The 14,902-nt window shown below is 70.0% G+C and carries 14 protein-coding genes; 3 read left to right on the top strand and 11 right to left on the bottom strand.

Annotation, left to right across the window (positions count from 1 at the left end):
- The first annotated feature begins 80 nt into the window (after nucleotides 1-80).
- On the top strand, nucleotides 81-881 hold the full coding sequence (locus HUA75_RS01935; protein WP_174464556.1) for a hypothetical protein: 801 nt from the start codon (nucleotides 81-83) through the stop codon (nucleotides 879-881).
- Between the two features lie 26 nt (nucleotides 882-907).
- Here the strand turns inward: HUA75_RS01935 and HUA75_RS01930 are convergent, their stop codons facing one another.
- The 4 genes from HUA75_RS01930 to HUA75_RS01915 are packed head-to-tail and all read right to left on the bottom strand — an operon-like array spanning nucleotide 908 to nucleotide 4,573.
- Nucleotides 908-1,543, bottom strand: a complete 636-nt coding sequence (locus tag HUA75_RS01930; protein ID WP_174485391.1) for a carboxypeptidase regulatory-like domain-containing protein — start codon at nucleotides 1,541-1,543, stop codon at nucleotides 908-910.
- Nucleotides 1,543-3,231 (bottom strand): caspase family protein, encoded by a 1,689-nt coding sequence (locus tag HUA75_RS01925; protein WP_174485390.1) that lies wholly within the window; start codon nucleotides 3,229-3,231, stop codon nucleotides 1,543-1,545. Before HUA75_RS01925 ends, HUA75_RS01930 begins: the two co-directional genes overlap by 1 nt.
- Nucleotides 3,218-3,997: a hypothetical protein gene (locus HUA75_RS01920; RefSeq protein WP_174485389.1), complete on the bottom strand. Its 780-nt coding sequence runs from the start codon at nucleotides 3,995-3,997 to the stop codon at nucleotides 3,218-3,220. The genes HUA75_RS01925 and HUA75_RS01920 overlap by 14 nt, the downstream gene beginning before the upstream one ends.
- A 3-nt stretch (nucleotides 3,998-4,000) precedes the next feature.
- Nucleotides 4,001-4,573, bottom strand: coding sequence for an RNA polymerase sigma factor (locus tag HUA75_RS01915; RefSeq protein ID WP_141640675.1), 573 nt, complete (start codon nucleotides 4,571-4,573; stop codon nucleotides 4,001-4,003).
- 318 nt (nucleotides 4,574-4,891) lie between these two features.
- Between HUA75_RS01915 and HUA75_RS01910 the strand changes: the two genes are divergently transcribed.
- The gene (locus tag HUA75_RS01910; protein ID WP_141640676.1) at nucleotides 4,892-5,650 is read left to right on the top strand and encodes a hypothetical protein; all 759 of its coding nucleotides are present in this window, start codon (nucleotides 4,892-4,894) and stop codon (nucleotides 5,648-5,650) included.
- A gap of 108 nt (nucleotides 5,651-5,758) precedes the next feature.
- Here HUA75_RS01910 and HUA75_RS01905 read toward each other — a convergent pair whose 3' ends face one another.
- The 5 genes from HUA75_RS01905 to eis form a co-directional block, all read right to left on the bottom strand.
- Nucleotides 5,759-7,780, bottom strand: coding sequence for a glycoside hydrolase family 88 protein (locus HUA75_RS01905; protein WP_254627342.1), 2,022 nt, complete (start codon nucleotides 7,778-7,780; stop codon nucleotides 5,759-5,761).
- A 226-nt stretch (nucleotides 7,781-8,006) separates the two neighbouring features.
- A complete protein-coding gene (locus HUA75_RS01900) occupies nucleotides 8,007-9,215 on the bottom strand; it encodes a substrate-binding domain-containing protein (RefSeq protein ID WP_174452967.1) in 1,209 nt (402 codons plus the stop codon).
- A gap of 34 nt (nucleotides 9,216-9,249) precedes the next feature.
- Nucleotides 9,250-10,110 (bottom strand): WGR domain-containing protein, encoded by an 861-nt coding sequence (locus HUA75_RS01895; protein WP_141640678.1) that lies wholly within the window; start codon nucleotides 10,108-10,110, stop codon nucleotides 9,250-9,252.
- A 63-nt stretch (nucleotides 10,111-10,173) separates the two neighbouring features.
- On the bottom strand, nucleotides 10,174-11,169 hold the full coding sequence (locus tag HUA75_RS01890) for an NAD-dependent epimerase/dehydratase family protein (RefSeq protein ID WP_174485388.1): 996 nt from the start codon (nucleotides 11,167-11,169) through the stop codon (nucleotides 10,174-10,176).
- A 149-nt stretch (nucleotides 11,170-11,318) separates the two neighbouring features.
- A complete protein-coding gene (eis, locus tag HUA75_RS01885) occupies nucleotides 11,319-12,500 on the bottom strand; it encodes an enhanced intracellular survival protein Eis (RefSeq protein ID WP_371746036.1) in 1,182 nt (393 codons plus the stop codon).
- Between the two features lie 126 nt (nucleotides 12,501-12,626).
- Here eis and HUA75_RS01880 point away from each other — a divergent pair, with 126 nt between their 5' ends.
- Complete coding sequence (locus tag HUA75_RS01880; RefSeq protein WP_141640680.1) at nucleotides 12,627-13,034, top strand: TraR/DksA C4-type zinc finger protein; 408 nt, start codon at nucleotides 12,627-12,629, stop codon at nucleotides 13,032-13,034.
- A 12-nt stretch (nucleotides 13,035-13,046) separates the two neighbouring features.
- Here the strand turns inward: HUA75_RS01880 and HUA75_RS01875 are convergent, their stop codons facing one another.
- Both HUA75_RS01875 and HUA75_RS01870 read right to left on the bottom strand, forming a co-directional pair.
- Nucleotides 13,047-14,141, bottom strand: coding sequence for a PEP-CTERM sorting domain-containing protein (locus HUA75_RS01875; RefSeq protein WP_174485387.1), 1,095 nt, complete (start codon nucleotides 14,139-14,141; stop codon nucleotides 13,047-13,049).
- Nucleotides 14,142-14,242: 101 nt separating this feature from the next.
- Entirely contained in the window at nucleotides 14,243-14,770 is a 528-nt protein-coding gene (locus HUA75_RS01870; protein WP_141640682.1) for an FHA domain-containing protein, read from the bottom strand.
- Between the last annotated feature and the right edge of the window lie 132 nt (nucleotides 14,771-14,902).

The following is a 14,902-nucleotide window of genomic DNA, read 5'->3' as shown; positions in this document are numbered from 1 at the left end:
CCGTCCCCCACTCAACGCCCACCCATGACCATGGGTGGGAATGGGTAGGCGACGGGGAGCGTCACGCATAGGTTGAAGGTGTGAGATACACCGACTACGCGCAACGCATCCGTTCGTTCGAGAACCTTGGAGAAGTGGCCGAGTACGGCCAGGTCCTGGAGGGCGGACAGCCCTACCCGCTCTTCCGCATCACCGTGCCGGGAGAGCGTTGGCTGGTCATCACCTCGGGGTTCCACGGGGAAGAACCCGCGGGTCCCCTCACCCTGGCCGAGCGCTTCCCCGAAGTGGTGGCCTATGCCCGGCAACGCGGCGTGGGCCTGCGCGTGTATCCATGTATCAACCCCTCCGGCTTCGAGGACGGCACCCGCTACAACCGCTCCGGCGAGAAGCCCAACAACGACTTCCTTCGCTATGAAGTGGCGCCCGGTGAGTGGCGGGGTGAGCTGAACGAGGGGCAGGACCACCTGCGCTGGGCCCTCTACGACGGCGGGCCCAAGGAGACGCGCCTGGTGCGCTCGGACCTGTCGCGCTTCCGGGCGCCGAACGCGGCGCTGGATATCCACCAGGACAACTACCTGGGCGGCGCCGCGACGTACGCGTACACCTTCGGAGACAAGGCCTTCTACCGCCCCTTCGTCGAGGCCTCGTCCAAACACGCGACGGTGGTGCGCAACCAGAAGGTCGACGAGCAGAACATCACCGACGACGACGGGCTCATCGTCTACCACGACGGCAGCGTCACGGACTGGTACGCGCGCCAGGGCGTGCCCTACACGGCGACGCTGGAGACCACCACGCCCATGAGCATGGAGGCGTGCCACGCGGTGAACCTCATCTGGATTCGAGGCTTCATCGACCTGGCCGCGCGCACGGGACGCTGACCGGGGACGGAACGCGCCGAGGACACTCAGCCGCCCTCGTCTCCTCCGTCGTCGTCACCGCCGCCATCGTCGTCTCCGCCGAGTTCGTCCTCACGCAGGACGAACTCGCGCTCCAGTTCCTCGCCCTGGCGGACGCAGACCTCTTCCTCCACTTCCTCGAGACCGTCCGCCTTGACCTCCAGCGTGTAGCACCCCTCGGGAAGAGGACCGACGCGCACCTCTCCGCTCGACGCGTCCATCTCCAGTTCGTCCAGCGCGGTCCCCTCCACCTCCACCTCGCCACGCGGTGGCACGTTGCCAGCGCTGTCTCGCAGGCGAACGGTGATGAAGGCGCCCAGGGGCGCGTCGATGTCACCCAGTTCGGTGATGCGCGCGCCTTGCGCCACCACCTTCGTGCGGGCCGCGCGGGTGCGCGAGGCCACCAGGAACAACTCCACGGAGGTGGCCGGCACGCCGCCGAGTTCGAAGCGTCCGTCCGACGACACACGCGCCCTCAACTCGGGCTGGCCCAGCACGCTCACCACCGCCACGTCGGCCTCGGCGCCGAGGATTCGCCCGCGCACGGTGCCCGCCTCCAGCGGCCCGTTGTTGAAGCCACCACACGCCCCCATCAGGGCCAGGCCCGCCCACGCCAGCGGCATCACGCGTCTCGGAGCACGCATCAGAAGCGATATCCTCCGCCCAGAAACAGGCCACCAAAACCCACCGCGCGAGTGCGCCCGTCCACGGGGACGTAGGCCCAGAGAAGCTGGCCCTTCGCCTCCAATACAAACCTCGTCCCCAGACGCCATGACACTCCCGCCATCCAGCCAGGCCACACCGTGAGGTAGCGCTCGTCCTGGCTCAACAGGTCCAACTGGAAGGAGCGCTCCAACCACAAGGCGGCCACACGAGGCCCCGTGGACAACCCCAGCCGACCCCATTGCCACGAGGGTCCCACCGTCACGCCGAGCATCAACACCCGATGGCGCACGGGCACCGTTCCGCCCACGTCGAGCAGCAGCGCCCGACGCCCCTGCCCCGCGGCCAGGTCCACGCCCACGTCGAGCCGCTGCTCCAGCAGCACGCCCCCCAGCCGCAGCCCCACGCCCGCCAGCGCCGTGGGCGGAAGAACCTCGCGGCGGCTGCGCGCGTCGAGGAAGCCCAGGGCGCCGACCTCCAGGGCCACCGTGCGCTGGGGGCCGTGCGACACCTCGCGCAGCAGCGAATCCAGCGCCCGGCGCTCCCCCGCCCGCAACGCCACGGTGTCTTCCCACAGCAACTGGCCACCCTTGTGGAGGCCCAGCTTCCGGCTTCCCTCCGGCAAGGCCACGCCGCCTGGAAGCTCGCCCGCGTCCACGCCATCCACCTTGAGCGTGAAGCCCTCCAGGCGAGGACTGTAGGAGAAGACCTCCGGCTGCCCGGGCTGGGTCAACGCGCCCGCGAGCAGCACCGGGTCCGCGCCCACTTCCGTCATCCGCGCGCTCGGGCGCTGCCGGCCCTCCGTATAGGTCCACGTGTGGCGGCGCGCCCAGTCATGCGCCTCGGTCGCACTCACCGCGCCGTCCCGGTTGCGGTCCCCTCGGCCGTCGAGCGACTGGACGAAGAAGTGCGTGTAGATGTCATTGGCGAGCGCATCGTCCTCGCGCGCCGTTTCGCCCCAGTCGCTGGCGGACAGGACGAGCGAGGCGCGGCTGTCCTCTTCCAGCGGACGCGGTGGGAACGCCCCCTTGGTGCGCTCCAATTCCTCGAGCACCGCCGGGGGAAGGAGCGACTTGCCCGTGCCGCTGTGACACGTGGCCAGCACCAGCACCCGTCGCCGGGAGCCCAGGTGCTCCAGCTCCCGCTCCAGCGCCGCCATCTCCAGCCCCGTGCCCTGCACGTCCCGGAAGCGCGTGTCGCGCATCACCAGGTAGCGCTGGAGGTCGCCCCGTGCATCCCGCGCGAGCGTGCCATGGCCGGAGACGTAGATGACCACCACGTCCTTCGGGTTCCAGGGCCGTGCGGCCAGCGTCCGCAGCGCCTGCAGCACCGCCGCGCGCGTCGTCTGCTCCGGCCGCGTCAGGACCGTCACCGAGCGGAAGCCGCCGCGTCGCGGGTCCGCCAGCACACGCCCCAGGTCCTCCGCGTCCTTGCCCGGGTAGCGCAGCCCGTGCCAGGAGGCGTCCTCATACTGATTGATGCCGATGAGCAGCGCATGCCGCTCGCCCTCGTGCGCCGACGCCAGCTCCGCCGAATCCAGGCGCACGCGCACCGCCCGCCCCTTCTCGCCCACGCTCGCCGCACCGCACGCGCAGAGCGACGCGAAGGCAAGCCACAGGACGACGCGGAAGCAGGGACGACTCACGAAGGCACGCTCAGGGGGCAACATACCCCGGCTCCACCCGCAGCCGGAGCCTCGCCTGGGCGGCTTCCTCGGGCACCAGGCGTTGAGTGAGGGCCGCGTCCCTCGCGGCCGCCGAGCGCGGTCCCCGTGGCCACGCGGCCAGCACCAGCACCCGTGGACCGTGCTCCCCGGCCAGGGACACACCCGCCAGTTCGCCTGCCTCCTTCAGGTCGTGCGTCCCCGCCTCCAACGTGTAGCCGCCCAGCATCTGCGCGGGGCCCTCCGGGGACTCCAGCACGAGCATCGCGTCGGAGACCTCGCTGGCGCGATAGCGCACCAGGACCACGGCCTCGGGAGGAAGCAAGGCGTCCTCCGTCACCGCGTGCAACGTCCCGTCCGGCAGGCGCGCCACGGCTGACAGCTCCAGGGACATCGGCGCGACACCCTTCAGCCGCCACGAGCGGTCCTCGTGCTCCTTCGACGCCACCGGGGGGAGCACCGCGATGGCGACCACGGCCGCGGCGGCCACCGCCACGGCGCCCGCGAGCCACGCGCGTCGTGGCGTCCAAAGGCGACGGCGCAGGCGAGCCCACCCCACCGCGTCCTCGCGCGGGGTGGACATCGAGCCCAGCGCCTCATCCGCCAACGACTCCACGCCGAACGCGTCGTCCTCGTCGCTCCGTTCGAGGAACGCCTCGCACACCTCACAGGGCTGGGACAGATGCGTGGAGAAGTACGCCACCTCTTCGGGCGACTTGTCGCGCAGGGCCTTCCAGCTCCGCGCGTCCAGATGTCTGCTCGCGTCGCTCATGGCTCACTCCACTCCCGCGGCCAGCAGCCGCGCCAACAGCTCACGCTTCACCCGTGCCCGGAAGCGCTCCAGGCGCATCGTCACCGCGCTTTTGCCCAGCCCCAGACGCTCCGCGATCTCTCGCGCGCTCAGCTCGCCCTCCAGATAGAACAGGCGGACCGTCTCCTTCTCCGGGCCCTCGGGCAGTCCCTCGATGAGCTCGCGCACCACCACCACGCGCCGCTCCAGCGTGAGGGCAGGAGGAATGGCCGGCATGCTCGTCTCCAGCTCCAGCGCCAGGTCCTCCGCCGCGCGCCCTCGAATCCGCGCGCCCCGGCTGAGGGCCTGGGAATGGTGCCGCGCAATCGTCACCAGCCAGCGCCCGAAGGCGCGGGGATGCTCCAGCCGCGCCAGCTCCCGGAAGGCCCGGACGAACGTCTCCTGGACCACGTCCTCCACTTCCGCCGGGCCCAGCGCGGAGTAGCCCAGCGCGACACGACGCACCGACGCGTGAAAGCGCTGGTACAGCTCGCGGTGCGCGTCCTGCGCACCTCCGTTCGCGCGCTGGATGCAGGCGGAGATTTCCTCCTCCGTCACGGCCCGCACCTCTCACCCACACGCCGAGCAGGCTCCTGCCGCGCACTCGCACCCCACACGAAGGGCGCTCCGGACCACCGGACACACGCTGTTGCTGGGGTACGAGCACAGGCCATGTCTCCCCATTCAGTACCGCGCCTATCAGGAAGGAGTCACGAGGCCTCTATCGGCCACAGGCGACCCCTTCACGAAAGGTCCCCGCCTCGCGATGTGGCCGATAAGCGCGCCGATGCTCCTTCTTTTCGAACAGGGGATTTCGTGCGGCCCAGGCCGGAGAAGTCGCGCGCCAGGTCCTCTCGATACCAGGAGATGAACGGTATGCGACTCATTGGCTTGTGCACGTCCATCATGTTGCTCTCGGCCTGCGGCAACCCGGATTCCGTCAAGGTCGGGCTGAGCACCCGAGTCGGCGCCGCGCGTGGCGCCCAGTCCGCGCCCGGCCACATCGAGCAGCGGCTCGAGGCCCCCACTGGCATCACCATCGACCGGGTCCGACTCTCCGTGCGGGAGCTGGAGTTGGAGCTGGAGGGTGACGACGCCGACGACGGCCACACGGGTGGCGCGGATGACGGCACGCGGGACGATGATGACTCCGAGCAGGAGGTGGGCCCCCTGCTCATCGACCTGACGAGCGAGGACCTGAACGGTCAGGTCATCCGCGTGGGCAACCTGGAGGTGGAGCCCGGAATCTTCGACGAAATCGAGTTCGACATCGGCAAGGTCTCCACCACCGAGGCGGGCGAGGACGCGGCGCTCCAGGAACTCGCGCGGCTCGGCGCGTCCGTGGTCATCGACGGACACATCGACGGGCAGCCCTTCAGCTTCGTCTCCAGCGTGAGGCTGGAGCAGGAGCGAGAGGCTCGCTTCGAGGTGAAGGCCGGAGAAGAGCCGAACATCACCATCAACATCGACCCGAGCGGCTGGTTCGTCGACGGCCAGGGCCAGCGACTGGACCCGCGGGACGACGCGGCACGCTCCACCATCGAGAACAACCTGCGCCGCTCCATCGACGCCTTCGACGACGATGACGAGGATGGCGACGAGGACGATGACCACGACGACGACAACGACGACTGACGGTCATCCCCCACGCCCTCCCACGCGCACCTGGGCCGGGCGGGCGTGAGGTGAGTGAACGGCCCGCCCCTCGACAAAGCGAGGAGCGGGCCGCTGTCACACCGGGCCTCAGCCGCGCGCGGCCTGTTGCTTCCGCCTGCGGTTGCGCCAGCTTCGCAGCGCGAGCACGAGCAGTGGCAGAGGCACCGCGCCCGCGGCTCCGCAGCCGAAGCCTTCCGGCATCGCTTCGTTGGCCACGACCCGCGCCGCCTCCGCGACCGCGACTTCGTCCACGTCGCCGGGCAGGTGGTCGCTCGGCACGGTGCCCCAGCGCTCGAAGTCCGCCAGCAGCGACAGCAACGACGCGTCCTGCGAGAGCCACGTGAGCACCGGCGAGACCTCGTTCCCGGACATCGCCGTGTGCTCGAAGTCCACCGGCGTCCGCACAGGCCCGGGCAGCACCTCCGCGACCCCGGCGGCCGTCGTTCCACCGGGAGTCACGGTGTGCCCCAGCACTCGGAAGTCGCTGTCCGCGATGACCGTCCGCACGGACACGCGGCCCAGGTCATTGATGGCCGGAGCCCCGGTGCGGAAGACGTACCGGTTGGCGATCTGCACCTCGCTCCCGCCCGGAGGACGAACCCACACGCTGTAGCGTTGCGCGGGCAGGTCCGCGACCATGCGCACGTGGTACGTCTGCCCATTCACGTAGGGCACCTGGACCAGCGACGCGTAGGCCCCGCCATTGCGCACGTCGAAGTACCCGTCCAGGTTCATCCGCACCGTCATGTTCAGCACGGAGTAGCCCGTCACCGACGTGGAGCTGTCCGTGTAGCCCACCGTGCCGTCCTGCGAGGATGCGAGCGGTGTCACGTCGAACTCGACGGTGCGCACGCCCGTGTTCGTGGTGCCGAGCAGGTGCTGGCTCTCGAAGAAGGCGACCTTCGAGTACCAGGGGTACGGAGGGTTCGGGTTGAAGCGAAGCACCGCCTCCAGGAAGTAGTAGTCGCCGTAGATGAGGCTGACATCAATCTCCTGATTGGCGGGCAGGTGCCCCACGCCATGCAGCAGCAGGCCCGGGCTGTTGGTGCCCTGCGCGAAGTAGGCCGGTGACACCAGCGTGTCGAGCGTGCGCAGCGCCGCGTCGCGGTAGCGCGTCTTGCGCGCGGCGTCCGTCTCCAGGTTGCTCAGCTCCTGAAGCGCCGAGGCGACGATGGCCGCCGCCGAGGAGTCCTTCTGCGTCCCCGGCGCGTTGAAGTCCCACTTCGGCACCATGTCCGCCGGCACATTGTCCAGGTACCAGTCCGTCACCTTGCGCGCGGCCGCGAGCATCCGCGCATCGCCCGTGTACCGGTACACCATGGTGTAGCCGTAGATGAGCCACGCATGGCCCCGCGCCCAGGTGGAGTTCGTGGAGTACCCCTGGAACGTGCCCTTCGAACGGATGGCCCCCGTCGCGGCGTTGTAGTCCACGTAGTGGAAGGAGCTGCCATCCGGACGCACCGCATCGCGCAGCGTGGTGAGCGCGTGATTGATGGCCATCGTCCGCAGCTCCGCGCGTCCCCCGTTCGCCGCGGCCCACAGCAACAACTCCAGGTTCATCATCGTGTCCGTGACGAGCGGCACGTCCCACGCTGAGTTCCAATCACAGCAATCGATGATGCCGATGCGTGAGTTGTACCGCGTCGCGAGCGTCTCGGCCGACGTCAGCAGCACGCCGCGATAGTACGGGTCTCCCGTGAGCCGGTACGCCTGGCCGTAGCTCGTGAACAGCTTGAAACCCAGATCATGCGTCTGCCGGTTCGTCTTCTGCCCCTCCAGGGGTCGCGTCCACTGGTCCGCCTTCTGCTGCCACGACGGCTCCAGCCCCACCTGGAACAAGTGCCACATGCTTCCCGGGAAGAAGCCCTGCGTCCACGCCACCGCATCCGTGTTGGCCACCGTCGACCACGTCCCGTCGGCGCGCGACGCCTTCGGTGAGCGAGACGTACTGGGCATGGCCGTGGCTGTCTTCCGGAGCTGCGTTCGCGCGAAGCCCACCACCTTCAGCGCATCCGCGTCGTTGAACGCGTGGGCCGTGCTCGTGACCAGCAGCAACGCCACCCCCAACACGCCCATGGTCTTCCTCATCCCCTGCGTGGTTCTCATCATGAGGCACCCCTTCCTTCACCCGCGGCCAAGGTGGCCGCGTGCCTGGCTCGAGTCCAGCGAGGCCCGACATGACGGCGACCGGCCGCACGCCCGAGGAGCACTCGCACCCACCGGTCCAAGCTCGGCGCCAGGGGTGCAGTGACAGGTACGCGACGACCTGGATGTGAAGGATTGAGCCGCGCCCCCATCCCCCGGGGCACGGCAGACGTCGGGGAGGCCCGAGGCGCTAACGACCGGAGGTCAACACCCGCGACCACAACGTCAGCAGGTCGCGGACCACGGGGCCTTCGGGAACTTCCGCCACGGGAGGCACGTCCACGCGGACCCCATGGGGGGCCAGCCGTGTGAAGGGATTGTTCGGGTCCGGCGTCTTGAGCGGCACGGCCGGGTCCGCGGGGCGGAAGCCGAACTCCAGCGCGCGCTCCTGCACCGGACGGCTCTGCAGATAGCGCAGCCACTCCAGCGCCGCAGCCTTCTGCTCGGGTGTCACCCAGTCCGCCTGGAGCACCGCCGCCGGATGGTCGCTCCACAGGGTGAGCGCCGGGTAGTACACCCGCAGCTCGCCCCACCGGCCCTGCGCGTGCGACAGCTCCGCGATGGCCAGGTTCTCGTACACCACCGCGATGTCGTAGCGGGACGGGCCGAAGCGGACCATGTCCGCCATGAAGGTGCCCGTGGAGGGCTCGAAGCGCGTGACGCCTCGCTCCAGCGCCTTCATCCAGTCCTGGTAGCGCGGGTCCAACAGGTCCGCCACCGTGAGCCCGCCGCGCTTGCCGTAGTACTCCAGCGTGGCCAGCAGCAGCGCTTGCAGTCCGGAGTTGGAACGCGTGGGGTCCGTGTGGCCCAGCTTCACGAACCCCCACTCCGGCTTGCCGCCAATCGCGGGCCAGCCCTGGGGACTCGTCACCGCTTTCTGAAGCACCTTCCACGACACCGCGCCGCCGCCGCTGGCCTTGCGCAGCACCTCCGCCCGGTCCGCCCACACCACGAAGACCAGCGGCGTGATGACCAGCGGACGCGGAGCCTGCTCGCCCGTCTCCGCGAACAACGGCCCCCGCGTGGGGTCCGTGGCCCAGTCGGAGGCCAGCATGCGCAACACCGCGCTGTCCGCCGGGCTCCACACCGTGGGCTGCTCACGGCCATCCAGGATGGCCTGCGCCGCATCCAGCGAACCGCGCCCCATCAGCTTCAGCCGGATGTGGGGATGCTGACGCTGGAAGTCCTCCGCCACGGCCTCCACCCACTCCTTCTTCTCCGTGCTGTAGAGGAAGGAGATGTCCACCACCTGGCCGGGCCTCGGAGGACGGGGCGGCGTGGGCGTCGACGTGCCGGCCTCCTGCACACCCCGAGGCTGGGGCTCCCGGTCGGCGGACAGAAAGAGGACCCCGCCCAGCGCGAGAAAGAGCCCGACGACGATGAGAACCCTGGGTGTCATGTGTCGATGCGTCCCCCTCGCGCCGCGTCGCGCCTCACGCCTCCAGGCGCGAGAGCCGACCGGCGAGCTGCGTATCGCTGCCCGGGCTCACACCCTTCACCCACTCCGTCAGCGAGCCACCCGACGAGGACAGCTTCGCCTCGACATGCGGGCGCAACTGGCCCCAGCGCTTGCCCCAGCCTTCCTCGGACGCGCTGCCCTTCATGCCGGGACGCTCCGCGAGCAGCAGCCCCAGCCGCAGCGCGAGCTCCGGCTCACCGAGCGACTCCGCCCGCCGCACCATGGCCAGCGCCTCCGTCTCTGGTGCGCGGCGCCACGCCTCCACTGCGCGGGAGAAGGCCGCCACGTCCAGCTCGCTCAGCAGCCCCAGCGCGTGACGCAGCGGCAGCCGGCCTTCCTTCGGAGTGGCGACGACGCGCGCCATCAGCGCATCGAAGGTCGCGGCCAGCTCCGCGTGCGCGGCCGGGTCCACGCCGCCCAGGGCCCGCAGCGCCCTGCGAGCGCTTCGAGCCCGTGACGTCACCTCCCAGCTTCGCCAGCCCAGGCGCGCCCGCAGCGCCGCGAGCGCATCCGCGGCGGCCTTGAACGTCTCCTGCGTGGGCGTGGCGACGGGCACGCGGCGCGGCAGCGGAACCTTCTCGGGCGCACGCGGCGCGGCGGCCGGGGTTGGAGTGGCCGCGGCGCCACCAGCCGTCACCTCCTGGTAGCCCTCGCGCACCTTCTCGGCGACCTTCTTCTCGTACTCACGCTCGGCGCCAGCCGCGTCGGGGAACGCCTTCTCCTTGCGCTGCCCCGCGGTGCCGATTCGCCCGAACGTGACGATGAAGAGGTTGCCCTGAACCTCCGGCTGCCAGAACTTGGAGCTGGTTCCCTCGACGAACTCGAACCTTCGCATGGCCCATCCTCCTCGTGTGTCAGCCGCCGCGAACAAGGCTAGCGCACACGCACGTGTCGCGCCTCACGCCGCGCGCGATGACCGCTCCTGGAACTCCGCTTCCATCTCCTTCAGGCCGATGGCGCGCGGCATCCGCCCCTCGTAACCCAGCTCCTGGCGGGCCTTCTCGTCGCTCACCGTCACCTCGCGTCCAATCAGCAGCACCTCGGTGCGGCTGAGCGGCGGGCGGCCCGGCAGGCCGAAGGTTCCCCACGCCAGGTCCGCCAGCGTGGCCACCGTGGCGGCCAGCCCGTAGGGAATCGTGCTGTTGCCCGGGTCCACGCCCTGCGACTTGAGCATCGCGGTGACGAAGTCGCGGAACACCACCGGCTCGCCGTCGGTGAGGAAGTACGCCTCGCCACCCCGGCCCTTCTCCGCCGCCAGCAGCATGCCCTCCACGCAGTTGGCCACGTGGCAGGTGGACGTGAGGTAGCGACCATCCCCCACCCACTTGAAGCGTTTGGTGCGCACCGCCTCCACCATCTGCGGCAGCACCGACGTGTCCCCGCGTCCCCAGACGAGGCGCGGACGCACCGCCACGGTGGTGAAGTCCGCGGAGTTCACGCTCAGCACCCGGCGCTCGGACTCGCCCTTGGTGGACGGATAGTCCCCGATGGGGCGCTCCGGCAGCGGCCAGGTCTCGTTCACCTTCACCAGCGGCGTGCCGTCCGCCATCACCGCCTCCGTGCTGACGTGCACCAGCCGCTTCACGCCCGCCGCGCGCGCGGCCTCCAGCACCCGCTCCGTGCCGCGCACGTTGGCCTCGTAGTACTCCGCGCGAGGCGCCCACGACTTCACCAGCGCGGCCGAGTGGAAGACGGTGTCACAGCCCTCCATGCCCTCCCGCAGCTTCGCCACGTCCGACAGGTCGCCCTCGAAGGGCTCCGCCCCCGCCGCCGCCACCGTCGCGACGGACTCCGGCGAGCGCGCCAACGCGCGAGCCTCGTCGCCGCGAGCCTTGAGCGCCGCGAGAAGGTACCTGCCCACGAAACCGGAACCACCGGTGACGAACGCCCGCATGGACTGCTCCCCTGTCAATGAGGTCTCGGGCTCCTACCACCACCCGCCCTCGGCGCGGTAGCCACCTGACGGCCCGGCCCCCCATCCAAGCGCCCTGGCGCCCGACGGAGGGCCACCAGGGCCTGGGGGCGGGGCCCGCGCGTCCCCTCTCAGAACATGTCCCGCAGCGATGGCTGAGGCCCGGAGAACAGCGCCATCGCCGCCTGCACGGAGGCGTCATCCGCCTCCACCAGCCCCACCGAGCGCAGGGAGGCCGCGGACTGGAAGCCGGTGTACAGCGGGCCCAGTTGGCGGATATCCAGCCGCAGCCGGCCCTCGCCACCCCGCTTCACCCGGCCCACGCCGTCCGCCACCTCCAGCACGAAGCGGCCCTGGTTCTCCGGGAAGAGCTCGTCCGTCACTTCCAGGTGCAGCGAGCCAGAGAGCCCCGGCGTCCAGCCACGGGCCTCCAGCGCGGAGACCACGTCCAGCACGCGCACCATCCAGTGCATGTACACCTTCACCGAATAGGACTGCTCGCGCAGCAAGAGGAGGAACGGGTCGTCCGGGCCGCCGTACCAGACCACCTCCGTGCCCAGGGAGTGGTGGTCGCCCAGGAAGCGGAGGAGCCGGCGCGCCGCGGCGGGCGTGGTGGCGACGATGTCCGTGAGGGCCAGCTCCTGCTTCAAGTCCTTGAGCGGACGGCGCGCCAGGTAGACGTAGCCCTCCACTCCGGCGCTGCCCTCCACGAGGTAGCCGTGGACGGGCTCGGAGCGAGGGTTGCGCACGCGCCCCCAGGAGAACTCGCTCCGGTCCAGCCAGCCCTGACGGAAGCGGGCCAAGCTCGTGTAGCACGCGGCGATGGCCGCCTCGTCGCGCGACTCGATGGCTCGCAGGGACAGCGTGCGCTCGCCCATCTCCAGCGCGGACATCTGCACGCGCGTCTCGTAGCGCGCGCCGGCCTGCTCGTAGCCCGCGCGCCGATAGAGGGGCTGGGTGGCGGGATAGAGGATGGAGAGCGCCGCGCCCGACTCGCGCGCCTCTTGGACCAGTCGCGTCATCAGCCGCGTCGCTGTCCCCTGCCCCCGGTGCAGCGGCGAGACACCCACGCCACCCACACCGACGACGGGCACGCTGCGCCCGCCGAACCACTGCCCCTTCCGGATGGAGACCAGCGTGCCCGCCACCTTCCCGCCGTCGCGCAAGAGGCGCAGGTCGCGCGCATCCAGCCGTTGCCTCCACGCGAGGCAGTCCGCGGGCGTCATCGCATAGGCATGCATCAGGATGTCCGCCACGGCGGACAGCTCCTGCTCATCTCTCGGCGGTCCAAAGTCGTCCGGCTTCGCGTCCACGTCCCCATCCCTCCAGGGGTGCGCTCACACACCCGAGGGGCATCCTACCGGGGGACCCGGGCCTCCACACGAAGACGGCGCTCCACGCGTGACATTCGCGTGACGGGCAGTCCCTACGCTTCTCCCATGGCCACTCCCAAGCGCCCTGGGTCCTGGCGGTACACGCTGGGCCTGGGCGGAGACTGTCAGGTCTGCGGCACCCGTCTCCGCGAGGAGCCGGAGGTCACGAACGGTGAGCGCCTCTGTCTGGACTGCGCTCGGAGGACCCTCGGGTCCAAGTCGTTGCCGGACCTCGCCTCCGAGGCCGCGCTCGGGCTGATGGTCCGCGGCCTCTTGTTCATGGCGGTGGGCTCGGTGCTGCCCATGATTCTTCTGTCCATGGTCCTCATCGTGCTGGTGCTGGGCGGGATAGGCTTTCTGCTCTACCTGGGCGTGAAACACGCCCACCTCCCCCTGCCGCTGGCGGTCATGCTGGGCTCCGTGGTCTTGCTGACCGCCTGGTTCCTGCTCAGCTCGCGTTCCAGGTCACGGTGACGCGCCGGGCCTTCAGCGGCCAGGAACGAAGGCGATGCCCACCGGACGCAACAGGTCCGTGGAGGGCGGCACGAGGAGGGCGCCGCTGTTGCCCGGAGAAGGAAGCGGGCTGTCATCGCGGCCATCGAAGCGCAGCACCGCGCCGCTCAGCGCCGGGTCCGTGAAGTCGAAGCCCACCGTGTAGATGCGCTCGTGGGTGCCGAAGACCACGCCGCCACGGAAGTTCTTCGTCGGCACGGTGCCGGTGTAGTTGGTGGACAGCGTGGACTCCATCCGCCGCGTCCAGAAGTCATAGCGGTGGATGTCGTTGGCGAAGTCGCTGACCAGCAGGTCGCAGTCACCAAAGAGCCGCGAGCAGCCAGGACTGAAGGCCAGCCCGAGCAGGCTGATGAAGCCCGCTCCATCCGGTGACGGCGCGGGCTGGTCGATGAACACCTCGGACCGTCGAGACCAGAGGTCAAAGCGCAGCACCTGACTGGGCAGACCGGGGAACGTGGGGACGCCATCCACGGCGACCGAGCCCTGGGTGGTGACGTAGAGCCGATGGTCCGGTCCGAACGCCAGGAAGTTGGGGCCATTGAGGCCACCGGGCAGGCCGTTGCCGGAGGCAAAGACATCCACGAAGGCGCCCGTCCGGGCGTTGAAGCGGAGAATCTTGTCCGTGAGGAAGCTGCTCACGTAGAGCAGGCCATCCGGTCCGAACGCCTGTCCATAGGGGCGGAACAGGCCCGCGCCCGAGGCGAAGGTGTCGATGAACGCGCCCGTGCGTCCGTTGAAGCGAAGGATGGCGGAGTTGGCGAGCGTGTCACCGCTGGCGACGTAGAGATGGCCATCCGGCCCGAAGACGAGCGAGTCCGGGTTCACCAGCCCGCCACTGCCAGCGGGGATGAAATCTCCGAGGAACTCTCCCGTGCGTGCGTCGTAGCGCACCACGTTGTTGCCTCGGGTGTTTCCGACCAACAGGGTGTCGCGGCGCGCGGGCGCTCCGTCCTCGGCGTGGGCCGGGAACAAGCCGAGGAGGCAGGTGGAGAGGGTTGTGAGCAGCAGGGCCTGTCGTGCGAGTCGACGGCCAGGAGACGAGACGGTGTCAGGGGTGTGGGTCGGCATGGTGGGGCCACGTTGCGGCACGCGGGCCCCGGAAACCAACCGACTCGAGGACAGGTCCGCCGCGTTCCATCACATACCCACCACTCACCGGCCGCTGGCGCTCACGGGGCGACGCGCTTCATCTTCGAATAGAAAGAAGGCGCGAGCAGATAGGCGAACGTCGCGTCGCCGAAGCCCAGCAGGTCTCCGTCCCGCACGTGCATCTCGCCGCCCGCCTCCACCTCCCTGGCGTTGACGAACGTGCCGTTGCTCGACTTCAGGTCCACCAAGGTGCAGCCGACCGACGGGCCCCACCAGCAGAGCTTCGCGTGGCGCTTGGAGACGGAGGGCTCGTTGACCACCAGGTCGCAGTCCGGCTGGCGTCCCACGGTGAGCACGTCCTGTCCCTCCACGGGCGGAAGCGTGGCCACGGTGAGCGCGTCGAAGTGCAGCCAGAGGGCCACCTGCTGCCGCTCCAGGCTGGGCAGGTCCCGCGCCATCGTCGTGCGCGCCGCGCCCATCTTCATCGCCAGTTGCGCCATCACCGGGCTGGGCGGCCGCTGCACCAGCACGAACGGGCCCACCTGTTTGCAGAAGAAGGCTTCGGTCAGGCGCGAGCTCAGCGCACGCAGTTCCTGGACGGTCATCATGATGGTTGCTCCCCCGAATCACTCACGCGCGCGATTCTGCGGGGGACGCCGCCACGCGTCGAGTCTTCTCGTGTCAATGCCTCGACGAGAGGGCCGCTCCGCTGGCGCGCGTGCGGACTTCGTCCAGCAGCC

It is taken from the genome of Myxococcus sp. CA040A (assembly GCF_013336725.1).
Classification (GTDB): Bacteria; Myxococcota; Myxococcia; order Myxococcales; family Myxococcaceae; genus Myxococcus; species Myxococcus llanfairpwllgwyngyllgogerychwyrndrobwllllantysiliogogogochensis.
The sequence above is the reverse complement of the archived record's forward strand: the minus strand, read 5'-3'. Positions and strand labels throughout refer to the sequence as shown.